Raw genomic sequence first — 23132 nt, 5'->3', positions numbered from 1 at the left:
ATATCTATTTTAATAAAAAGCAATATACACACATTTATTTAGAGATCGTAAAATTATCCTAATTGTGTGCTTATTGATTTAAAAATTTCTTCGTCACGATTATCATAGGAAGTTTTTTCAAACTTTTCACCAGTGATTTTTTCGTACAGCTCAATATATCTCTCAGAAACAGAATTTACAAACTCGTCGCTCATAATCGGCTGAACTTGTCCTTCTTTTCCTTGGAAATTGTTTTCGATCAACCATTGTCTTACAAATTCCTTCGATAATTGTTTTTGAGGTTCATCAGCTGCTTGACGTTCAGCGTAACCTTCTTTGTAGAAATATCTTGATGAATCAGGCGTATGCACCTCGTCGATCAAGTAAATTTCACCGTCATATTTTCCGAACTCATACTTTGTATCTACCAAAATAAGACCTTGTTCATCAGCGAACTCAGTTCCTTTTTGGAATAAAGCATAAGTGTATTCCTCTAATTTTGTGTAGTCTTCTTCAGAAACGATACCTTGTGCTAAAATTTCCTCACGAGAAATATCCTCATCATGACCTTCTTTGGCTTTTGTAGAAGGAGTGATGATTGGAGTAGGAAGTTTATCATTTTCTTTCAAACCTTCTGGAAGAGCCACACCGCAAAGCATTCTTTTTCCAGCTTTGTATTCTCTCCATGCATGACCAGCTAAATAGCCTCTGATCACCATTTCTACTTCAAAAGCGTCACACTTTTTACCAATATGAACGTTTGGACTTGGAGCGTTTTCCAGCCAGTTTGGAACCACATCGGCAGTAAGTTTCAAGAATTTTTCGGCGATTTGATTTAAAACTTGCCCTTTGTAAGGAATCGCACGATCAAGTACAACATCAAATGCTGAAATTCGGTCGGTGGCAACGATGGCAATCTTGTTTTCGAAGAAATACACATCTCTGACTTTGCCGTGGTAAACACCTGTGGCATTTTCGAAAGAAAAATTGGTGCTTTTAATTGCGTTCATAACTTTTAAATGATGTACTTAATTATTAGTAAAATGTATAATTTTGCTGCAAACATACATAGGATAAATGTTTTATTGCAATTTTCTTTTCATCAATTTTCTACATAGATTTCTATTTGCCGTAAAATCATTGTAAAAATTCAGTAGGATCACAAAGTACAGAACACTTAAGTTTTGTAATAATTTATAGAATTAATAGGGCTTATCCTTGAAATTCAAATAAATATGTTCGTAATTTGGAAGAGTGAAGGAAACCTTCTTCACTGAACTACACAAATTTACAAACTTCTTATGGGTGCTTCTGCTGTTGGTTTAGTACCCGTGCTATTTTATATATTAGAATCTCATGTTAGACTTAAAAGAAAATATCCTTGATAAATTAGCAGGCCTGTATTCAGGTAAGCTATTTAAAGTAGTAGACGATTTCAAATATGAAGTTGATGCTCAAACTTCCATCACAGTAGATGAAATGAATAATCTGCGTTTAGAGATTATTATGGATGGCTGTGAAAGTGGTGAAACGATGCCTTTGGCAACGAAAGAAGTAGGTGCAGATATGTTTGAAGTATGCTGTAACGATAGTGAAGAAAGCCTTGAAGGAAAAGTAGACTTGCTGAACAAAATGTTGAGTTTTAAAGTGGAAAGCCCTAGAAGCGGTGAAACAGAATTTGTAGGTTGTATCTAACACTAAGCACCAGCCAAAAATAAATTTTCACTTAGTACTTAGCGTTTTCTGTTTTTATTTTAAATCACTTATCTAGAATAGATTAAATCTCTTGCACTGATCATGGCTCCTTCAGAAGGTTGGGCACCACCGATCATTTGTGCAATTTCCATCACTCGTTCCTTTTCAGTAAGAGTTCTGATTTTACTGACTGTAGATTCTCCAGAGTGATCTTTATAAACATAATAGTGCTGTTCTCCTAATGCAGCAATCTGTGGTAAGTGACTAATCGTAAATACTTGATGATTGTCGCTCATTTCTTCCATTATTTTACCCACTTTGATGGCGATTTCACCAGAAATACCTGTGTCAATTTCATCAAAGAAAATGGTAGGTAATGAAGTTTTACTTGCTAGAATATATTTAATGGCGAGCATTAATCTAGAGAATTCACCACCTGAAGCGGCATCTCTAAGCGGAAGAGGAGTTCTACCTTTGTTAGCCGTAAATAAGATTTCAACCTCATCAATACCTGATGCTGAAACCTCAGTAGTCTTTTGATCGATAAGGATTCTGCCGTTTGGCATTCCAAGATCATTTAGAGCGTTGTTAAGTTCTTCAGTAAGAGGAGTTATCACTTTTTTACGTGCTTCAGAAAGCGTTTCAGAAATTTCCATCAACGTTTCATAAGCCACTTTCTTTTCCGTTTCTGCCTCTAAAAGTGCTTCATCAAAGCTCTCGACTTTATCTACTTTCGAACGGATACTTTCCCTTTTCTCAATTAACTCCTGAAGATCATTGACTCTGTGTTTTTGCTGTAAGCCATAAACTTGATCTAGAATTTCCTTGATTTGGAAAATACGCTCCTGATCAAACATCAAATCCGTTTCTTCTCCCTCAATTTCACTGATAATATCTCTCAACTCAATATGACAGCTGTCGAGGCGGTCTCTTAGGTTTGAAAGCTTATCAGAGAAAGAAGACAAATTAGACATCTCTGTAATAGAAGAGTAGATACTAGCATCTGCAGAGAAGTCAGATCTGCTCAATGATTCCAGCACCGTATTTAAAGCGATTTTAATGTTCTCTGCATTCTCAAGACGTTCCAGTTCTTTTTCTAGTTCTTCTTGATTGATATCATCAAGGTGAGCGTCATCTAATTCATTCAGCTGAAACTGATTGAATTCAAATTCTTCTTTAACCTGTTGATATTCATCCAATAAATGCTGATATGCTTGAGCCGTTTTTCTATATTCTTTATAAGCAACGAATACATGTTCAACTTTTCCATCTAGTTTACCATATGAGTCCACTAGATTTAACTGATAAATATTCGAGCCTAACTGTAATGTGTCGTGCTGAGAGTGAATATCCATCAGGCGTTCACTGATCTTACGCATCACCTCAAGACGCACAGGTGTATCGTTAATGAAAGCTCTTGATTTTCCACTCGGTGTGATTTCCCTTCTCAAAAGAGAAATTTCTTCATAATCTAGCTCAAGGTCATCAAATACATCATGCAGTTTGTAAGAAGAAACATCAAAAGTACCTTCAATCACACATTTCGTAGTTTGATCGAATAGAGCTTTTGTATCCGCTCTTCCACCTTTCAGCAAACCAAGTGCGCCAAGCATAATGGATTTACCTGCACCTGTTTCACCCGTTATAATATTTAAACCTTTATCAGGAGTAATTTCTGTATGTTCTATTAAGGCGTAATTCTTAATCAGTAGATTCTTTAACATGACTTTGTTATTTGATGGTCACCTATTGCTTTATTACGTTTGTAATGCAATAGTAATCAAAAATGATTAGTATATCTATATTACTTTGCCAAATTTACAAGAAATGTTTAAAAAATGAATAAAAAAGTAGTAGTTGCCTCAAAGAATCCTGTGAAAATTAATGCAGCGTTAGCAGGAATGCAGAAAATTTTACCAAATGTTCAATTTGATGTCACAGGTTGCGATGTGCCTTCTGGAGTGTCTGATCAGCCAATGACAACACAGGAAACTTGGGAAGGGGCTTTGAACAGGGCAAATAATGCAAAAGAAAGTGAACCTGAAGCCGATTTCTGGGTAGGCATGGAAGGCGGCATTGATAAGGATGAAGAAGGTAAAATGTTTGCTTTTGCTTGGATGTGCGTATTGGATAATAACGGTAATATGGGGAAAGGGCAAACAGGTGTTTTTTACTTGCCACCTAAAGTACAGCAATTGGTAGAAGAAGGTGTTGAATTAGGGCATGCCAATGATCAGGTTTTTAACGAAGTGGGATCGAAACAGAAAGGAGGGGCAGTAGGATCTTTAACTTTTGGAGCTTTGGGGAGAACTGAATATTATGTACAAGCAATGGTGTTGGCCATGATACCATTAGTTAATCCGAAATTATATTAATATAAAAGGTATCCGTTTGGGGAGAAATTTAGCTCACGAACGGATACCTCTTTTTATGCTTTAAAACTTCTTCTGCATATAGTTTTTTGAAATGCCCTCAGGATAGATGTCGGCTTTTCCAATAAACTCATATCCTCGTTTTTCATAAAATGGTTGAGCTTGAAAACTCATTGTATCTAGCACTACACCTAAACACTCTCTTTTTCGAGCTTCATCTTCAGCTATATCCATTAGTTGTTTGCCAAGATGTTTTCCTCTTTGAGTAGATGATACCCATAAATGATCGATATGTAATACCTTCCAATAGGATTTAGCCGTCAGGCCAGCAATTAAATTATCATTTTCATCCTTAATATAAATTGACAAAGGTTCAACATCTTCCCATTTGGAAGTAGTAAATTGATCACTATATTTTCTCAACCCGTCAAATATTTGATGATCTAGTTTCTCATCTGGCTTATTTATTACAATTTTCTGCATGGTTATTTTTTCTCAGATAAGATTTCAACATGAGCATTAGGAAATGCCTGAGTGGCATCTAGCTTATTTTTAAATTCACCGATATATTTATATCCGTTTCTACGCCAAACACATTTGTGCTTTGGTTCTGGTTTTCTTGTGATAATAAATTTCATTTTGATAATTGTTTTGTTTTTAACTATAAAGCGGAAGGAGTATCCAAAACCCCTATTGGGAAATGGTTTTTTATCTAAGTACTAATTGTGTATTATTACTTGTTATAAATAGAAAGGGTTAATAACATAGAGGACATGTTATTAACCCTTTTTCAATTGTTAAAGAGAGTGATAAGCAATATTTACCTATCAAAACGTAGCTCTAATTAACAAATAGAATAATTAAAAACCAAACAATAATTGTATTATTTACACAATCAGCGCTAGTTTATTAATCTGTAATTCAATTTTTCTATAGCTTCAGTTATTTTACAGCATTTTCAATTTTGAATTTGGCTTTTTTGCCTGCTTTTTCTAAACCTGATGGCTCAAATTGAGTGTAAGCCAAATAACCAATGACACAGATAGCAACGATTGCAATTAATTTGATAGCAGTCTTAGCAATTCTCCAAACGATTAAAGCAATAGCGATGCCTACGATGATAAGTGTATATTTTTGTTCTTCCGATAAAACGGCGAAAAACTCCTGAATCTGTTCCATAAAAAATGAACTTTTAAAAAATGTGACCTAATTGTTTTCAATGATAGCTATTTTTTCTTAATCAATTCAACTAAATAATAGAAATATTGCGCACCATACTTAAAATATTGTATTTATCTGTTAACTTAAATAGGTAAGTACAAGAACTTATGTAAATTGCAATAGAACTATATATAACCGGTATAAACTATAGGATTAGTATGTTATCCAAAAAGACAAAATATGCACTCAAAGCGTTACGTTTTTTGGCTTCAAAATATGGAGAGGGACCTGTTTTGATCAGTGAGATTGCTGAAACAGAACATATCTCTCAGAAATTCTTGGAAAGTATATTATTGGAGTTAAGAAAGGGGAGAGTATTAAGCAGTAAAAAAGGAAAAGGTGGAGGATATTATTTGATCAAAAATCCGCATGAAGTGACCCTTTGTGATATCCACAGAATGATTGAAGGACCGATTGCACCCCTTCCTTGTGTAAGTTTGAATTACTATGAACCTTGTGACGATTGCGATGACGAGGTGACTTGTACCTTGAAAAAGGTAATGTGCGATGTGCGTGATGCACAATTAGATATTCTAAAACAAAAATCGCTGATTGACTTGATTCCAGAAGGAGTGGAGAAACCTAAATCAGATTTGATAGATGAATAACAAAAGAAGCTGCTAATGAGAAATTGGTAGCTTTTTTTGTGTTCAATAAAATAAAAAAAGCTACCCTATCTTTTGATAAAGTAGCTTTCTGTAAGTTGTAAAAACTAGGAATACTTTAATCTTCCATCGCTTCCATTCTTTGTAATAATGGAGGGTGAGAATAATGCATTTTTACATAATTAGGATCAGGAGTCAAGTTACTCAATGAATCCACTGATAATTTCTTTAATGCGTCAATTAAAGCTTCACTTGAAGAAGTGTCTTTTGCGTAAGCATCTGCCTCAAACTCGTTCTTTCTCGAGAACGCATTTACCACCAATCCTGTAATCATTGAGATAGGGCTGTAAAGCATAGAGAATGCTACCAAGTTTAATGGTGATAAAATTTGACGTTTTGTGTTAAAGAGTGCTTGCATTTTGCTCGCTCCCATAGCTTCAGCCAATTCACTTGAGTTGATAAATAAGCTCAATATGAATAAAGTGATAAACATATTTACAGCTGAGATAAAGAACATCTGTAATGTATGCTTTCTTTTATAGTGACCGACTTCATGTGCTAATACTGCTACAATTTCAGCAGTTGATAATTTTTCAATTAATGTATCGTATAATACAATATTTTTATTGCCACCTAAACCACTGAAAAAAGCATTTGCTTTTGTAGATCTTTTTGATCCATCCATGACCATGATTCTACCTAGTGGGAAATCAACACCTTCAGCATATTTTTCAATTGCAGTTCTTAATTCACCATCCTCCAAAGGAGTGATTTTATTGAACATTGGCAAGATTAAATTGGCATAGAACATAGTAGCGCCTAAAGCGAAAAGCATAAATACCACCCATGCAATAATCCAATAGGTATCAGGGAAGTTAGAGTAAAACGCTACGAATCCCCATAATAATAAACCACCAATAAGACCGCCAAGGGCATACCCTTTTACCTTATCAATAATATATGTTTTAGGTGTCATTTTATTGAAACCATACTTTTCTTCAATCTTGAAAGTATTGTGCAATTCAAAAGGAATTCCAATGAGATCTGAAATCAAGGAAATAATAGCAAAAAAGGCTAATACCTGTATTACATTCGAATCAAATGAATCTCTTGTAAACTTGTCAATCCAAGCATATCCACCTCCTAAAAGAAGGATAACTGTCAAGAAATAACTAGCTGTACTGCTGTAAAAACCCAGCTTATCTTTTTCTACTTGGTAATCTTGTGATCTTTTATATTTTTCCTTGTCGTATAAACCAGAAAGTTTTTCCGGCAACGTTGCACTCATGGCCTTAATATTCATCGAGCTCAATACTCTTTCAAGAATAAATTCAGCGGTAAGAATGCCAACGATTATATATAAAATTGTTTCTCCGTTCATGGTTGTGTTAAAAAAATTCTTACAAATCTAATAATTCATGGGAAAGGATAGTAGTATTTGTAATGAAAATATAGAACTTGTATCACAACTTGAAGTCTTAAATTAATAGTCATAAAATGCAAAGGAGATATAATTGTTTGATTGTAGACGATGAACAACTCGCAAGAACCTTATTATCAGCCTATATTGAAAAAATACCCCATTTAGAAGTCGTTGGAAGTTGTAAATCTCCTTTGGAAGCCATGAATTATTTGAGAGAAGACAATGTAGATATTCTTTTCTTAGACATACAAATGCCCGAATTAAATGGTGTCGATTTCTTGAAAACCATAGCACAACAACCTGCAGTAATATTTACAACGGCTTATGCAGAATATGCTGTGACTTCTTATGAATTAGATGCAGTAGATTATTTATTGAAGCCTTTCGGGTTTGATCGTTTTGTAAAGGCGGTGAATAAGGCTGTAGAAAAGGTAGATGCAAAAAGTAACTCTTCTGAGACGAAAGAAACAAAAGAAGAAGTCCTATTTATAAAAGGAGATCAAAAAATTTATAAAGTACCTCCATCAAGCATTTTATATATAGAAGGTTTGAAAGAATATGTTTCTTATTTTCTGGAAAATCAACAACGTATAATTTCATTGCACTCTTTGACGAAATTGGAGAAAGAGCTTTCTCAGTATAATTTTATGCGTGTACATCGCTCTTATATTGTGAATCTAAATCATGTGACCGCTTTTGAAAGGCATGCACTTTGGATTGATAAAGAGGAAATTCCGATAGGGAAAACCTATAGGGATACCGTAAAAGAGAAACTGAATTGGTAAACTATTCTTCATTAATAACTTTCAAATTCTAGACATAAATGTTCAAAATATATAGATCTTCAGCAGGTGCTGGAAAAACGTTTACCCTTGCCAAAGAATACATCAAAATTGTACTTCAGCTTCACTTATATGATGAGGAGTTTCAACCAAATTACTTCCAACATGTTTTGGCGGTGACTTTTACCAATTTGGCTACTTCAGAAATGAAGGATAGGATTTTGGAACAATTAAAAACGTTCTCTCAAAAACCTGATCCTAGTGAAGAAGGGATGCTGGATGCTATTGTAAAGGATTTTAAGGGGATGGATGAATCTATTGTTTTGAATAGAATTTATAGCCGTTCTAAAACTGTACATCAACGAATTTTGCATGGGTATTCTAATTTTTCAGTGAGTACAATTGATGCATTCAGCCAGAAAATAGCACAAGCTTTTAAAAGGGATCTTAATTTCCCATTTAACTATGAATTGGTATTGAATGGGGATGAACTGATTGAAGATGCTACGTATATCTTGATGGATAAATTGGGGCAGAAAGAACATGAAAACCTGACGGAAGCTTTGGAAGTGTTTTCGATAAAGAAAGCAGAAGAGGGGACGAGCTGGAATATTTTACCCCAAATCAAGCAGTTTGGAAGGGTGCTGTTTGATGAGGATCAGAGAAAGATTATTGAGAAATTGGGGGTAAACCCAAAGACCAATAACAAGATGAGCATAGAGGATTATACTCATTTGGCTAAAAAACTCCGAAAGGTTATTTATGAAGAGCTTCAGGAAGAAAAAGATATAAAACTGGAGGATTTTAAAGAGGAAATGTCTGCAGTGGGAGTGCCTGTAGAAAGCTTGGGTAGATTTGTGGCAGGTTATGCAAAAAAGTTTGAAGGGAAGATTGGTGATAATGATGTGACTCCAAATGCCACTGCTCAAAAAGTATTTGATGGTACGGACGGAAGTGTGCTTACCACAAAGGCAAATTATAAGAAAAGCCCTGCTCAGTATGATCTCGCATTACCTATTTATCAGAACAGGGTTCAAGATTTATTGACTTTGGTCCAAAAGGCTACTTTGATAAAAAATGTTTATGATAAGATCTATTTGATTATCACTGCGGAGGTACTCAAGCAGGAAATGGGGGCTTTGAAAGAGGAACAAGGTGTGGTACACATTTCTGAAATCGGAGAGAATATCAATAAAATAGTAGAGAGTTCGCCAGTGCCGTATTTATATGAGCGTTTGGGAGAACGTTATAGACATATTTTGATTGATGAGTTTCAAGATACTTCCAAAACACAATGGCATAACCTGATTCCTTTGGTAGCACACGCTTTGTCGATGTATCAAGGTGAATGTTTAGTAGTGGGTGATGCCAAACAATCCATTTATAGATGGAGAGGAGGTAAACCGGAAATGTTAGTGGCATTGCCTTCATTGCCAACTGCAAAAGGAACGGCTTTGGAAGAAGAGGAATATACACTGACTGCAAGTGCCGATCCTCAAAACTTAGATACCAACTGGAGGAGTTATGAGAATGTGATTGATTTTAATAACACCCTGTACAAGTATATTGATGAGGCCTATAAAAATGAATTACTTTCTAAGTTTTATCAAGATGTCTATCAGAAAAGCAATAAAAATATAGGTGGACAAGTTAGAGTTTCCGTTTGTCAGAAAGTGGGGGCGAAGGATACAGTAGTAGAACAAAACCTAGAGAAGATTGTCAATACGATCAATACTTTGGTGACTGAAAATAAGTTCCAGTTGAAAGACATTGCCATTTTGGTGCGATTCAATAAGGATGGATCTCAGATTGCCGAGAAATTGGTGAAAGAGGGCATGGAAGTGATTTCAAGTGAATCCTTATTAGTCAGCAGTGCTCCTAGTGTACAGTTCCTTGTGCAGATGATACGACTTCTAGTCACAAGAGCGGATAAGATTTTGTTTATGAATATCACCCGTTTCTTAATGGGACATTTTCAAGATATCAAAAATGAAAGATGGAAAACCATAAATGCGGAACCAGAGACTGTAAAAGGCGATGAGTACATCCGCCTGGGTGATAAAGTGGAACAGTGCGAAAGTCACAAACAGTTTGAGGCCTTTTTGGATGCTGAGTTTGGCGTGAATATTTCCATTTCAGGATTACGTAGGAAATCACTTTATGATCTGATTGAGTTGTTGATTAGAGTCTTCAAATTAAATCAGAGAGTAACAGAACAGTCTTATCAAGTGAAGTTTCTGGATTTTATTTTGGAATACTCTGAAAATAACGGAAACAGTGCACAGGAATTTTTACAGAAATGGGAAATGAAAAAGAGTTCTTTATCGATTTCAACCCCAGAAAATACCAACGCGGTTCGTATTCTATCCATCCATAAATCAAAAGGTCTAGAATTTCCAGTAGTGATTTTACCTTTTGCAGATTGGTCTACCATTCCTAAAAAAGGAGAAACAAAATGGTTTGATTGGGAGAACAATGATATTATTCCAGAATTAAATGCGGTGCAACTTGGTGTCAATTCAAAATTAGAAGGAACACCTTTTGAAGAAGAGTATCATGAAGAGTGCAACGATACCTATATTGATGCTATCAATATGCTTTATGTAGCCACTACACGTGCTGAAAAATACTTGCATATTATCTGTACAGAGGAGGCGAAAGTCAATAAGAAAGGAGAGAAAGCACAGACCAAAGATACCGTTGCAGTGCCTATTTTAAATTATATCAATGCTACACAACCTACCGAGTTGCCTACTGATGAAATTGACGAGGTATTATTCAATGAATATCAGTTTTATGAAGGTGTGACAGAGGGTAAAGGCGTAGAAGAAGAGGAAGAAGAAAAGGAGGTTGTCAATATTATTCACACTGATAATACGGATCAATTGAAACTGAAAAGCGGTACGTACGAACAAGGTGAACAAGAAGTGTCTTTCTTAGATATTTTGGAAGCGCAAGAAAGTGGTATTTTGGTGCATAAAGCGTTCGAAAAAATAAAATATAAAGACGATGTGCATGATGCGGTCCGAAATTTGGAAGTGAATGGTTTTATCTCATCCACAGAAAAAGGAGACTATATTCAGAAGCTGTTTGATGTGGTGCAACATCCGGAATTGGAAGCGTATTTTGATGAAAAGTCAGGCTACGAAGTGCTCAATGAATCCGAGATTGTTACCCCTTCAAAATACGAAATGCAACAGGTGACAGTAGACCGTCCAGACCGTTTGCTGATCAGACAAAATGAAGCAGTAATACTAGATTATAAAACGGGTTCTTATGAGAAGGATCACGAAAAACAAATTCAAAGATATGGTGCCGAATTACGCAAGATGGGTTATACTGCTATTACATTAAAATTAGTCTATACAGAAAACTTATATATCAAAAACGTAACTCTTTAATAACAATGAAAAAGTTAATAACACTGACTAGTGTATTCTTGTTGTTTGCCCTTACAACTTTTGCCCAAAAAGGAAAGCCATTTCCAACCATGGAAGCTGAAACATTGACAGATAAGGCCATTACTTTACCGTCAGCGGGAAAAGGAAAAGTAACCTTGATAGGTGTTTCTTATTCTAAAAAATCACAAGACAATTTGGAGACTTGGATGCAACCCATCTATGATACTTTTATCAACCCTCCAAAATCAGACCTTTTCGGCTCTGTATCTTATGATGTAAACATGTATTTTGTAGCCTTGGCAAGAGGTATTGCAAAGACAGCAGAGAAGTCAATCAAAGGGTCAATGAAAAAGAAAATTGACAAGAAACTTCAACCTAATATTGCCATTGTGATGGGAGAGGTAAAACAGCATAAAAAGAATTTAGGATTGGGTGACAAAGCAGACCCTTATTTCTATATTCTATCGCCAGAAGGAAAAATATTACATATTACATATGGTAAATATTCACCTAGTAAAATGTCCGCTATCGAATCTGCCGTAGATGAGTATATGGATTAATCCCACTTGAATTCTTTCTAAAAGGTTGTTAAAGTTTTAAAAAACTTGCTTTACATTCAAAAAGTGTATTTAAAATAAAAAGCAGTTTTTTAGATTTGCGTTACTCATGAAAAATATTTGTGGGTATAGTAAAATCACACTATAAAGTATGAAGAAGCTAGATAAGCTATTATTAAAAGCATACATAGGTCCATTTGCGTTAACATCGTCAATTGTACTTTTTATTTTTTGGTCTCAATACATGATTTCCAAGTTCGTTTATTTCTTAGGAAAAGACTTGGGTTATGATGTTTATTTGGAGTTGTTTTTCTGGTTTGCACTAGCTTTAGTTCCAGTGGCGCTTCCATTAGCTGTACTACTTGCTACACTGATGACTTATGGTAGTTTAGGTCAGCATTCAGAGCTAACAGCCATCAAAGGTGCAGGTATTTCACTATTAAGAATATTACGTCCGGTATTTCTATTTACAGTGGCTGTAGTAGTGATACAATTGGTTTATAACGATACGGTTGTACCTCACGCCAACTTGAAAGCATACAGTTTACTTTACGATATCAAACAAACGAAACCAACAATCAACCTTAAAGAAGGTGCATTTTATGATGGTTTGGAAGGTTATAGTATTAAAGTAGCCAAAAAAGATGAAGATGGTGAAGGTATTCATGATGTGATCATTTATAAGCATGAGGGGCACAGAGGTAACAAAGAGGTGATCTTGGCCAACCATGGTAAAATGCAGTTGATCAACGATGATACTTTTATGATGCTTACTTTATTTGAAGGTAATGCTTATAGTGAGGTAGAAGATAAGAAAAGTAAGGCAGACGTTCAGTATGTTCATTCAGAATTCGATTCTTCAGTATTTTATTTCAGCATGGCGTCTTATGCTATGAATGAAACAAAAGAGGATCTTTTCATGGGACATAACTTAATGAAAAACCGTACTCAGTTATTAGAAGAGCAAGATTCACTCAATAAAGCTATGGTAGACTATAGCAATATGTTAGTGAAAAATGGTAATACACAATTCTACTACCGTTTTACTTCTAATAAAAATGAGCATGATGCAAACAAAGTAACAAAGAAGAAATTCGATCCTGAAACATCAGAAAATCAATTGAGAATTTACTCTTCAGCTTACAACAGTGCATCAAGCTTCTATAACGTTCTGAAATCAAATGCTTCTAGAAATAAGAATCAGACAAGAGAGGAAGTGCGTTATACTTTAGATGTGCAAAAGAAAGTTTCAACGGCAATTGCCATCTTAATGATGTTCCTTATCGGTGCTCCATTAGGTGCAATTATCAAGAAAGGTGGTTTAGGTGTGCCGGTTCTTGTATCCGTATTCTTCTTTGTAGTGTACTATATCATTACAATCACAGGTGAGAAAATGGCAAAAGAGCTAGTAATTGACCCTGTATTGGGAGCTTGGCTATCGAATATATTCTTATTTGTAATGGGTATGTTCTTTACACTCCAAGCGAAGAATGATGCAAAATTATTTGATACAGATTACTATGGAGTACTACTAAAAAGTCTTTTCAAGAAGAAGTAGTATTTGCTCCATCATAATATTTAAAAACCCTATGTATTTTTAGATTACATAGGGTTTTCTTTTTATATTCGTATGTTTTACGTTTTACACCGTAGAGCAATTGTTGTAGGCTATCATGAAGGATAGCAAAGAATGAAGATCTTAAGAAATGAAGAAAATCATAATTGCCTTAGACGGGCACGCAGGTTGTGGAAAAAGTACTACCGCTAAAGCAGTGGCAAAAGCTTTAGATTATATATTTATTGATACAGGGGCAATGTACAGAGCCGTTACGTATCATTTTCTGTCTAATGAAGTGGATTTTTCAGATCCTACTGAAGTAGACAAAGCATTGGCATCTATTTCATTGAAGTTTGTCATGAACCCTGAATCGGGAATCGGTGAAATCCATGTCAACAATGTCAACGTTGAGCCATTTATCCGTAACATGGATATCACAAGTAGAGTAAGTGATGTGGCAAGCATTAAAGCCGTTCGTGTATTCAATGTCGCTGAACAGCAAAAAATGGGAGAGGAGAAAGGCATTGTGATGGATGGTAGAGATATTGGTACTGTCGTTTTCCCAGAAGCTGAACTGAAAGTATTTATGACGGCTGATGTGACGGTAAGAGCGAAACGCAGATTGAAGGAAATGGAAGCGAAAGGAGTTGCAACCAACCTTGAAGACGTAGAAGCAGATATCAGAAACAGAGATCACCTGGATTCAACAAGAAAAGAAAGCCCGTTGAAAAAAGCAGATGATGCCATTGTAGTAGATACTTCAGCACTGACAATTGAACAGCAAGTAGAAAGTATTTTAAAGCTGGCAAAGAAAAAAATCGATGCTTAGTTTTTATAATATCAGGGGGAGAGGTCAATTTTAGTCGCACTAGAATTGACCTTTTTCTTTTGTTTAAAATACTTTGAATGAAGAATGAAGGTGGTTCTTGTTGTGGTTTAGAGAGTGGTTTTTATGGTGGTTCTTAAGCCACAAGGCATTGTGGCTCTACAGAACCATAATACGAACCACCTTCATTCTTCATTCTACATTCTTAATTCTTCATTAAAAACCCTTCCTTGTCAATGAATGTATGCGAGTTGAATGATTCCATTATTTTCTGTGTACATTTGCAAAAAAATAATAAAAGATACCACATTGGCAGATCAAGATTTCAAGATGACAGCCAAGACCTTTTTTGGCTTGGAAGAATTATTAAAAGAAGAGCTTCTCGCAATTGGAGCAAGAAATGTAAAAGCAGTAAACAGGGCTGTGACTTTTGAAGGAGACAAAGAAATCCTTTACAAAGCCAACTTGCATGTTCGTACAGCTTTGAAAATTTTACTTCCTATTAAAAACTTCAGAGCAAGAAATGAGGAAGATCTTTATGAGAAAACCAAAAAGGTCAACTGGGCAAAGTATATTGATGTTGATGGCACCTTTGCAATTGACAGTACTGTATGGTCAGACACTTTTACGCACTCCAAGTATGTTGCCTTAAAAGTAAAAGATGCTATTGCTGATCACTTCTCTGAAGTATTTAAAAGAAGACCCAATGTCAATGTAAAAGATCCTGAAGTGTTGGTGCATATCCACGTTTCACAAAGAGAGTGTATTCTTTCTTTAGATTCATCTGGTGAGTCATTACACCGTAGAGGATATAGATCTGAACAACGTCAGGCACCTTTGAATGAGGTATTGGCGGCAGGGTTGATCATGCTTACAGGTTGGAAAGGTGAAAGACCATTCTTAGACCCAATGTGTGGTTCTGGTACTTTGTTGGTAGAAGCAGCAATGATTGCGAGTAACACCCCTCCAGGCTTGAAAAGAAAGTTTGCTTTTATGAACTGGAAGGATTACGATAGAAGATTGTTCAATCAGATTTTCAGAGAAGCAAAGAGAGCGAGAAAAGAAATTGAGGTGCCAATCGTTGGTTCTGATATTGATAGAGAAGCCATTGATATTTCTTATGCCAATGCAGAACGTTCTGGCTTGGATGAGGATTTAAGAATCTCAAAAAACAGTTTCTTTGACCGCAAACCTATCGGTGAGAACGGTATTATTGTTTGTAACCCTCCTTACGGTGAGCGTATCGGTAAAGATATAGAAGAACTTTACAGAAAAATGGGAGATAAGTTGAAGCAAGATTTCAGCGGTTATGATGCCTGGATTTTCAGTGGTAATATGAAAGCCTTGAAATACGTGGGATTAAGACCAAGTAAGAAAATTCAACTTTACAATGGTTCTATTGAGTGTCGATTAGCGAAGTTTGAAATGTATAAGGGAGCGAAAGCATAATGAACTCCTTTTAAAAATAGAGAAAACCTATCCTTAGATTGTAAAATGGATAGGTTTTTTTATACTCTCAAACATACTCTAAGTACTAAGCCAAAAATAATTGACAATTAATTCTTAATTATTTTTTGTGAGTACGACGCTAAAAAACGTATTAATAGTGGTTCTATTAAAAGTTTTTTGAAGGAAGTAATCGCAAAACAATAATAAGAATTAGTATTAAATAATTTTGTCTTAGTACTTATCTAAAAGAATTCATACTCAAAAGTTTTCTTGAGGTATGTTTTATTATTACTTTTTTCAGTGATAGATTGGATTAGTTCTGAATTATAAATTTCGATGGTTTGGTTCTTGAAATCGCTATCAGAAAAACGAGTTTCTACTCTAATGATGGAATCATTATCGTAATAATAGGTTTCAAATTGTTTGTTGCCACTGGCATAAACTAATGTTTTACTTTTCTTTCTACCAAACTTGTCATATTGGTTTTCTGTACCAACTAAGGAGTAATTATCAAAGACTACTCCGCTGTAATCCATTGTCAATATATTCTTCCATCGATCATATGTGTACTTTACCGTATTAAAATCTAAGCTGTCAGAACCCCATGAAGATTCAATGAGGTTGTCATCAGCATCATAATATTCTTCAGTAATATACCCTGAATTTGTGATTGATTTGATAAATCGATTTTCATCATCATAAAGAAAAGTTTCCACATTAGAATTTCTTGGAATGGTGTGATCAATTGTACGGATCTCGATGATATTCCCATTTTTATCAAATTCATAATTAAACTCCTCAATCCATTCCGGTTTTTCTTTTTGATCTCTATACCTCAAGTGTCGAGTTTGAAGACCATTAGTATATTCGTTACAGTCTTTAGTTTGGCGGCTGATAATTTCAGGAGCATCTTTTTCAAAAGAATTTGATTCACTACAGATTAGTTCTCCCTTCTCATTAAAAGTATAGATAGTTTGATTTTCCAAAAAAGAATAAAATTCACTAACGGTAATTTTCTTGATTTTGTAATGTATTATTATGCATTCATCAAAGTACTTGGAATCGGAAAAATAATCATGTTTGTGTGTTTGTCCCAAAGTGGATTGATAAAGGGAAAATAAGATAAAAAGTATTGAAATTTGTTTCATTTTTAATTTCTGAAGTCTGTTTGAAATGGTTTGTTATTCTTGATCGAATATAATCTAGTTTTTGAGTGATTACAAACGAGAATACTGATACAAGAAAATTGCATTACAAACTTTATCTTGATTAGGAATTGATAATGCTAAGTTAATTGCAGAGTTTTCAGGTTTTTCTTTACTTCACAAAAGCAAACTCTACTATTTTTCTTTTCAACACGGTTTATTGACTAAAGGCAATCCACAGTTTTTGAATATGATATGTGTGTAAATAGTTGGTTTATTTTCAGTTAGTTATGTTTGATTTAATACGGCTTAGATAAAAAAGAAAATTGTACCATTAGAATCATTAGGAGTGAATTCGCTATTTACATTTATTTGCTACTGTTAAAATCTTTCTTATTTTTACGCGAGCAAAATAAATAAATTTTAATAATACATCCATTTAAAAACTAACGCTAATCAAATTTCGGGGAGAAACTAACAATAAGAATCCTAAAAATTAGCGGTAAAAACAAAGCAACTATGATACTAAATGAGTTAGAGCAAAAAGTTAATCTATCTATCCACCAAACAGATTTCAACACTATTCTTGATGCACTGTGCACTACGCTTCTTAATACTTTTGATCAGAGTTTAAATTTGGGAGAAGCTGAAATTGAGTTACACCCCGAAAGCCATGTTTCTCAGATGGTAGAAGAGTTCCAATTAGATACACTTGATTTGAAGTTAATAGCATTGGCTTATGCTTGGGAGTATGATCCCGCATTGTTAAAATCGCTCGCAGATGCGTTTTCTAATAGAGATTTGAGACAGCTTTATGGAGGAACATTAGATAAAGATACAGCTAATTTTTATCCTACTCTAAAAACTTTTTTAGCATTATTTTATTCAAAAGATGAATATCAGAATGCACTCTTAAAATACACGTCTATAGAGTACCCCTTAACGAAATATGGAATTCTATCTTACTCTGATGAAGGGAATATTGGAGAAAGTAATTTAAATCACAGGGTCCAACTAGCGTCAAACTATGTGTCTTATTTATTGGGAGGGAAGCGTCCTCAATTGGATCATGAATATGATTTCCCAGCAAGATTGCTGACTTCTAAAGTTCCTTTTGATAAAATTGTACATGACAAGGAGACAAGAGAAGGCCTTGAAGACCTTCAGAAATATATGAAGGTCAGACCTATTCTGAAAAACAATCCTTCATTAAAGAAAAAGTTAAACAACACACATATTATTATATTTTCGGGTTCTCCAGGTACAGGTAAATCGCTTACAGCTACGAGCCTTGGGGAAGCATACCACTTACCGACTTATACGCTTGACCTTTCAAGAGTATTATCCCGTTATGTAGGTGATTTTGAGAAAGCAATGGAAAAGGTTTTTAGTAGGTTGGATGGCCGAGACTGTATATTGTTTATTGATGAGGCCGACTCAATTTTCACTAAAAGACAAGAGGAAGTCAAGGATACTAAAGATAAATATGCGAATCAAGAAATGTCATACCTCTTACAAAGATTAGAGCGTTTTGATGGAGTTGTAATACTTGCAACAAATGTTCAAGACATAAGAACACATCTAGATAAAGCAATGCTAAGACGTATTTCTACTATCGTTGAGTTTCCATTTCCTAAACAGCAACAACGTTTGGAGTTATGGCAGAACGCAATACCAGAAGGGTTTACTTTTGGAGAAGGTGTGTTGGATAAATTAAGTGCAAATTTTCAATTGTCAGGTGCAAATATTTCTAATATTATTTCTGGGGTAATTATTGAAGCACTGTCTATTAATACCACGGAATTAACTTATGAAATGATAGAACCTATCATGAAAAAAGAATACTACAAGCGAGATTCCAGATTTATGGCTTGTCCGGATAATTCACCTGCGGCGGCATTAATGGAGCAAAGGTTAGGTAGAACAGCAGTACACTCAGGAAGACGAATGTAAAAAAGCTAACGATCAATAATAAATGAGAAATACAGATTTTAGCCTTGAAAAATTAGGTGAAGACAAAAAAAAACTACTAAAAAAGGGAGATCCGCGTTCTTTAGAGCACTTAAAAATAGGTGATTTTAATAATTTTAATCCTACAAATCTGGATATTGAAGGCCTAGATGGAAAAATGATACCTCCCACTTATAAAAAGGATCATTCTGATTTATTTGGGGGGGAATTGAAAAATATAAAAATTGGAGAAGATATTCCTCAGCACGTCTCTTCAATAAAGTTAAAAAGTCATGTAGGTAAAGTGCTGACTGATGAAGATATGAACTATGCTCATGATGTATATTGGGTACAACAAAAACTGTACGAATTGAATATGTTAAGTGCGAAAAATTTTGCTTCAGAACTAACAGATCAATCAAATAATATAGTGCCAATTCAAAATTTACAGGAAACTATTCATGCTATAAGGAAATTTCAGATAGAAGTAGTTGGATATAATATAGGTGACGGTCAGATTACACGGGGAGGTAAAACTGAGAATCTACTTAGGACCACTACTCCAGATAAAGTAGAGGGAGTAAAAAAACAAGTTGCTAAAAAGAAGGCAATTAAAAAAGCAGATGATGCTAAAAAGCAGGCGGAACTTGCTAAAGAAAAAGAAAGGCTCCAAAGGGAAGAAGAAAGAATAAATGGGCTTAAAAATCAAAAGTTAGATAAAGATAGTGTAAGTCTCTTTATAGAGAATAGACAGGGATGTGAGGAAAAGGATATAGCTTTTGAACTTTGCGATTATATTGGGTATAACGACAAATTTATAATTGCAGTCATTGAGGGATATACCAATAAAGACAGTTTTGCTTTTATTGAAACGATATCGGATAATTTTGCTTATCATATTGTGAATCAATCTACAGATGCTCAGATTAATAATATGTCTGATGAGCTAAAAAAGAAACTTTACGACTTTATGGATAGTGGGTGGACAAGTGAAGAGGAAGAAATTGAGATGGGGAGATTGCTAATTTCAAAAAAAAATAATACACTTGAGAAAGAAAGTTCAGATAAAAAAAATAAAGACACATCAAAAAAAAGTGGTAAATATTGGGTTAAGTGGGCAAATGAACACGCAAAAAATAGTAACAAAATCGATGACTTAAATTCAGGTTTTAAAAAAAATGTATCTCAATTTATAAAAGCTTTAGAAAATTCAGGTGCAACTGTTAAAATTAAAGCAACAAAAAGAAGCAGTAAAAGGGCTTATCTGTTTCATTGGTGTTGGAAAATATCTCTTGGTAAATGTAAACCTAGTGATGCATCTAAACTTGAAGGAGTAAATATTAAATGGGATCATGGTGATATTAATGCTAGTAAAAAGGGTGCATTGGAAATGGTGAAAGGCTTTGGATTGGCTGTTCCTCCCAAAAGTAAAGTAGCACCGTCATTGACCAGTAATCATATTGCTGGTAATGCTATTGATATGGAAATATTTTGGGAAGGTGAAATTTCAATATTGAAAAATGATAAAACAAAAGTAAAAATAAAATATAATGAAAGTACAAATAATAATACTGATTTACATGAAGTTGCGGAATCTTATGGAGTCTTTAAACATAAAAATGATGAACCTCATTGGTCTCATAATGGTCGTTAACGTATTTCTTACATCATGTTTTAATGACAATAATACAATAAATATAGGGCTAATTTATAATGATTGTATAGCTTCTGAAAAAGATAATCTTAGTGGGGAAGAAGTTAATGTGTTTTATAAAAAAGAAGTGGGAATAGGTCATTTAATAAGAAAAGTTGTAGCACAAAATAGTGAATCTTCTTGTGAAATGTTTCAGTTAGAAAGAGATATGAATTTTTCAGAAGAAACAAATTTTTATACAGTTGAAAACAATCAAGATATAGGTTGGGGAATTGGAGTTATTTCAAGTGAAAAGTTATCATTTTTAGATTTGGACAATGATAACATTGAAGACAGCATTAATATATGTACGACTTCAGAGGGGATTCAATTAAAGGTATTAAATAAAGAAACAGAAGCTGTTTTATGGGAACATTATTATTATTTAGGGTATGATTTGGAATCAGATTGTAATTAATAATTAATTTGATAATCAGGTTGTATCGCTATTTTGTTTAGCTTCTCATAATAAATACTCAGATGATATGATCGATCGTATTTCCTTTGACCTTGAAGGTACATACAATGCCATAAGAGATGGAAGAGGGACACTTGTAGTGTATAAAGATTCTATTATCCATCAACTGGATGGAAATACTAGAAAGTACCTAATTATTGAAAAAGGGATGTTTGAAGAGGTGAAGTAATGATATCGTCTTGGTATGAATAGAATATATTTGTATCAAGGCGATTTATAGTATTTGTAATAAGCATTTTTTTACTCTTCCCCTCAAGAAGCTAACTAACCTATTGCGGATAAAAGAAAATAAAAGCAACTATGAAATTTTTAATTAATATATCTCTGAGTATACTTTTTATCATATTTTCTGTAAGCTGTGATCAACAACCTCAGAACCAGAAAAAGGAAAAACAGAGTTTAAATCAACAATCTCAGAATCAGAAAAAGGAATCTCAGAACTCGCTTCAACAGCTTCAGATTAGTGCAGAACAAATAGAGTTAGTAAAGGATCTATATTGGGGTACTCCTGTTACTGAATATCCTTATTATTATGAAATAACAAAAAACTATGGTTATGAATCTTGGAAACATAATGGTTTCTATCCTAAAACTGTACATGCTTTTATTGACACAACTATGTTATACGAAAATAGAAGACTATTCAAAGCCATTGATTCCCTTAACCTTATTAATGAGGAGAATAATAAATATGAAGCTTTAGGGACTATCTATGACAAACTATATTGGTACGAAGAAGATGGACAATATATAGCTAGTGGAAATCGCTACAGCCAAAATAAGTTTTTCTCAGGTTGGGAGAGGTTTAATATAATCACTTATATAAAAGTTTTTAATCAGGTTGATAAACAGGAGTATTCTCCATTTTATTTATCATCACATAACAAATACACAGGTGATATGATCGATCGTCTTTCCTTCGAATTTAAAGGTACATACAATGCTATTAGAGATGGAAGAGGTGCTTTTATTATTTATAAAGACTCTATTATTCATAAAATCGATGAGAATACAAGGAAGTATTTAATCACAGAGGAGGGGAAATTTGTAAAAATTTAAGTTACTATAAAAGTTTTCTCAACAGCTAATTAAACAAACACAAAATGAAGTATTATTTTTTAATTTATCTATCCTTGAGTATACTTTCTGTCATATCTTTTATAAGCTGTGATCAACAATCTCAGAACCAGAAAGAGGAATCCCAAAGTTCTATTCAACAACCTCAGGTTAGTTCAAAACGAGCAGAACTTGTAAAAAAATTATTTAAAGGTTCTCCTATTACAGCATATCCTTATTCTTTTAAAACATTAGAAGATGATGATTATACATCTTGGGAACAGTATGGAATCTCATATAAACTAGTATATACTTTTTTTGACCCCACAATGATATATGAAAATAGAAGACTATTTGGGATAATAGATTCACTAAACGATATAATTAACAAAACTAAAATATACGAGGCTTTAGGAACAATCTATGATGATTTATATTGGGACGATACAACTCTCGAATATAATGCAATTGGTGATTACTACAGTCGAAATGAGTTGTTTACAGCTTGGGGGAAGTTTAATATAATAACCTATATAAAGAAAAATAACCAACTTGATAATCAAGATTATTCTCCATTTTATATGGCTTCACATAACAAATACACGGGTGATATGATTGATCGTCTTGAATTCGATTTTGAAGGTACATACAATGCTATCAGAGATGGAAGAGGGGCACTTATAGTGTATAAAGATTCTATTATTCATCAACTGGATGGAAATACTAGAAAGTACCTAATCACTGAGGAAGGGAAATTTGAAGAGGTGAAGTAATGATATCGCCTTGGTATGAATAGAATATATTTGTATCAAGGCGATTTATAGTATTTGTAATAAGCATTTTTTTACTCTTCCTCTCAAGAAGTTAACTAGGGAGTCTTGGTAAATAGACTCTAGCACTCACTAAAATCAGGATATTTATTCTTTTTGGTGAGTGTTTTTG

At 34.1% G+C, this 23132-nt stretch carries 22 protein-coding genes; 15 read left to right on the top strand and 7 right to left on the bottom strand.

Translation table 11 applies throughout. The features are described 5' to 3' along the window. Positions 1 to 53: 53 nt before the first annotated feature. On the bottom strand, positions 54 to 989 hold the full coding sequence (locus tag HHU12_RS26630) for a phosphoribosylaminoimidazolesuccinocarboxamide synthase (RefSeq protein WP_169659785.1): 936 nt from the start codon (positions 987 to 989) through the stop codon (positions 54 to 56). Between the two features lie 346 nt (positions 990 to 1335). On the opposite strand from HHU12_RS26630, the gene HHU12_RS26625 reads away from it, so the two are divergent. Further along, positions 1336 to 1674 (top strand): hypothetical protein, encoded by a 339-nt coding sequence (locus HHU12_RS26625; protein WP_169659784.1) that lies wholly within the window; start codon positions 1336 to 1338, stop codon positions 1672 to 1674. 68 nt (positions 1675 to 1742) lie between these two features. Here HHU12_RS26625 and recN read toward each other — a convergent pair whose 3' ends face one another. Further along, positions 1743 to 3398, bottom strand: coding sequence for a DNA repair protein RecN (recN, locus tag HHU12_RS26620; protein ID WP_169659783.1), 1656 nt, complete (start codon positions 3396 to 3398; stop codon positions 1743 to 1745). A 114-nt stretch (positions 3399 to 3512) separates the two neighbouring features. Between recN and yjjX the strand changes: the two genes are divergently transcribed. Then, on the top strand, positions 3513 to 4049 hold the full coding sequence (gene yjjX, locus HHU12_RS26615; RefSeq protein WP_169659782.1) for an inosine/xanthosine triphosphatase: 537 nt from the start codon (positions 3513 to 3515) through the stop codon (positions 4047 to 4049). 60 nt (positions 4050 to 4109) lie between these two features. Here the strand turns inward: yjjX and HHU12_RS26610 are convergent, their stop codons facing one another. The 3 genes from HHU12_RS26610 to HHU12_RS26600 all read right to left on the bottom strand — a co-directional run bounded on the left by HHU12_RS26610 (position 4110) and on the right by HHU12_RS26600 (position 5225). After that, positions 4110 to 4529 carry a GNAT family N-acetyltransferase gene (locus tag HHU12_RS26610; protein WP_169659781.1) on the bottom strand — a complete coding sequence of 140 codons (420 nt, stop codon included), beginning with the start codon at positions 4527 to 4529 and terminating at the stop codon, positions 4110 to 4112. Between the two features lie 2 nt (positions 4530 to 4531). Next, entirely contained in the window at positions 4532 to 4684 is a 153-nt protein-coding gene (locus tag HHU12_RS26605; protein ID WP_169659780.1) for a hypothetical protein, read from the bottom strand. A 304-nt stretch (positions 4685 to 4988) separates the two neighbouring features. After that, positions 4989 to 5225: a hypothetical protein gene (locus HHU12_RS26600; protein ID WP_169659779.1), complete on the bottom strand. Its 237-nt coding sequence runs from the start codon at positions 5223 to 5225 to the stop codon at positions 4989 to 4991. Positions 5226 to 5425: 200 nt separating this feature from the next. On the opposite strand from HHU12_RS26600, the gene HHU12_RS26595 reads away from it, so the two are divergent. Beyond that, on the top strand, positions 5426 to 5875 hold the full coding sequence (locus HHU12_RS26595) for an RrF2 family transcriptional regulator (protein WP_169659778.1): 450 nt from the start codon (positions 5426 to 5428) through the stop codon (positions 5873 to 5875). A gap of 115 nt (positions 5876 to 5990) precedes the next feature. Here the strand turns inward: HHU12_RS26595 and HHU12_RS26590 are convergent, their stop codons facing one another. Next, entirely contained in the window at positions 5991 to 7253 is a 1263-nt protein-coding gene (locus HHU12_RS26590) for a M48 family metallopeptidase (protein WP_169659777.1), read from the bottom strand. Positions 7254 to 7369: 116 nt separating this feature from the next. Here HHU12_RS26590 and HHU12_RS26585 point away from each other — a divergent pair, with 116 nt between their 5' ends. The 6 genes from HHU12_RS26585 (at position 7370) to HHU12_RS26560 (ending at position 15868) form a co-directional block, all read left to right on the top strand. Then, positions 7370 to 8080, top strand: a complete 711-nt coding sequence (locus HHU12_RS26585; protein WP_169659776.1) for a LytR/AlgR family response regulator transcription factor — start codon at positions 7370 to 7372, stop codon at positions 8078 to 8080. A 38-nt stretch (positions 8081 to 8118) separates the two neighbouring features. Continuing rightward, positions 8119 to 11478 carry a UvrD-helicase domain-containing protein gene (locus tag HHU12_RS26580; protein WP_169659775.1) on the top strand — a complete coding sequence of 1120 codons (3360 nt, stop codon included), beginning with the start codon at positions 8119 to 8121 and terminating at the stop codon, positions 11476 to 11478. A gap of 5 nt (positions 11479 to 11483) precedes the next feature. Continuing rightward, complete coding sequence (locus HHU12_RS26575) at positions 11484 to 12038, top strand: hypothetical protein (RefSeq protein ID WP_169659774.1); 555 nt, start codon at positions 11484 to 11486, stop codon at positions 12036 to 12038. 148 nt (positions 12039 to 12186) lie between these two features. Next, positions 12187 to 13593 (top strand): LptF/LptG family permease, encoded by a 1407-nt coding sequence (locus tag HHU12_RS26570; RefSeq protein WP_169659773.1) that lies wholly within the window; start codon positions 12187 to 12189, stop codon positions 13591 to 13593. Between the two features lie 148 nt (positions 13594 to 13741). Next, positions 13742 to 14422 carry a (d)CMP kinase gene (gene cmk / locus HHU12_RS26565; RefSeq protein ID WP_169659772.1) on the top strand — a complete coding sequence of 227 codons (681 nt, stop codon included), beginning with the start codon at positions 13742 to 13744 and terminating at the stop codon, positions 14420 to 14422. 306 nt (positions 14423 to 14728) lie between these two features. Continuing rightward, positions 14729 to 15868: a THUMP domain-containing class I SAM-dependent RNA methyltransferase gene (locus tag HHU12_RS26560; protein ID WP_240971142.1), complete on the top strand. Its 1140-nt coding sequence runs from the start codon at positions 14729 to 14731 to the stop codon at positions 15866 to 15868. Positions 15869 to 16110: 242 nt separating this feature from the next. Here HHU12_RS26560 and HHU12_RS26555 read toward each other — a convergent pair whose 3' ends face one another. Next, on the bottom strand, positions 16111 to 17016 hold the full coding sequence (locus HHU12_RS26555) for a hypothetical protein (protein ID WP_169659771.1): 906 nt from the start codon (positions 17014 to 17016) through the stop codon (positions 16111 to 16113). 516 nt (positions 17017 to 17532) lie between these two features. Between HHU12_RS26555 and HHU12_RS26550 the strand changes: the two genes are divergently transcribed. The 6 genes from HHU12_RS26550 to HHU12_RS26525 all read left to right on the top strand — a co-directional run bounded on the left by HHU12_RS26550 (position 17533) and on the right by HHU12_RS26525 (position 22963). Beyond that, positions 17533 to 18966, top strand: coding sequence for an ATP-binding protein (locus HHU12_RS26550; RefSeq protein WP_169659770.1), 1434 nt, complete (start codon positions 17533 to 17535; stop codon positions 18964 to 18966). Positions 18967 to 18988: 22 nt separating this feature from the next. Then, positions 18989 to 20617 (top strand): hypothetical protein, encoded by a 1629-nt coding sequence (locus tag HHU12_RS35115; protein ID WP_205959999.1) that lies wholly within the window; start codon positions 18989 to 18991, stop codon positions 20615 to 20617. Then, positions 20583 to 21074, top strand: a complete 492-nt coding sequence (locus HHU12_RS26540; protein ID WP_169659769.1) for a hypothetical protein — start codon at positions 20583 to 20585, stop codon at positions 21072 to 21074. Before HHU12_RS35115 ends, HHU12_RS26540 begins: the two co-directional genes overlap by 35 nt. A 67-nt stretch (positions 21075 to 21141) precedes the next feature. After that, a complete protein-coding gene (locus tag HHU12_RS26535; RefSeq protein ID WP_169659768.1) occupies positions 21142 to 21303 on the top strand; it encodes a hypothetical protein in 162 nt (53 codons plus the stop codon). A 131-nt stretch (positions 21304 to 21434) separates the two neighbouring features. Next, on the top strand, positions 21435 to 22193 hold the full coding sequence (locus HHU12_RS26530) for a hypothetical protein (RefSeq protein WP_169659767.1): 759 nt from the start codon (positions 21435 to 21437) through the stop codon (positions 22191 to 22193). Positions 22194 to 22237: 44 nt separating this feature from the next. Next, positions 22238 to 22963, top strand: coding sequence for a hypothetical protein (locus tag HHU12_RS26525; protein WP_169659766.1), 726 nt, complete (start codon positions 22238 to 22240; stop codon positions 22961 to 22963). Positions 22964 to 23132 lie beyond the last annotated feature (169 nt).

The organism is Flammeovirga aprica JL-4 (genome assembly GCF_012844305.1).
Classification (GTDB): domain Bacteria; phylum Bacteroidota; class Bacteroidia; order Cytophagales; family Flammeovirgaceae; genus Flammeovirga; species Flammeovirga aprica.
This window is presented reverse-complemented; position numbering and strand designations above follow the sequence as displayed.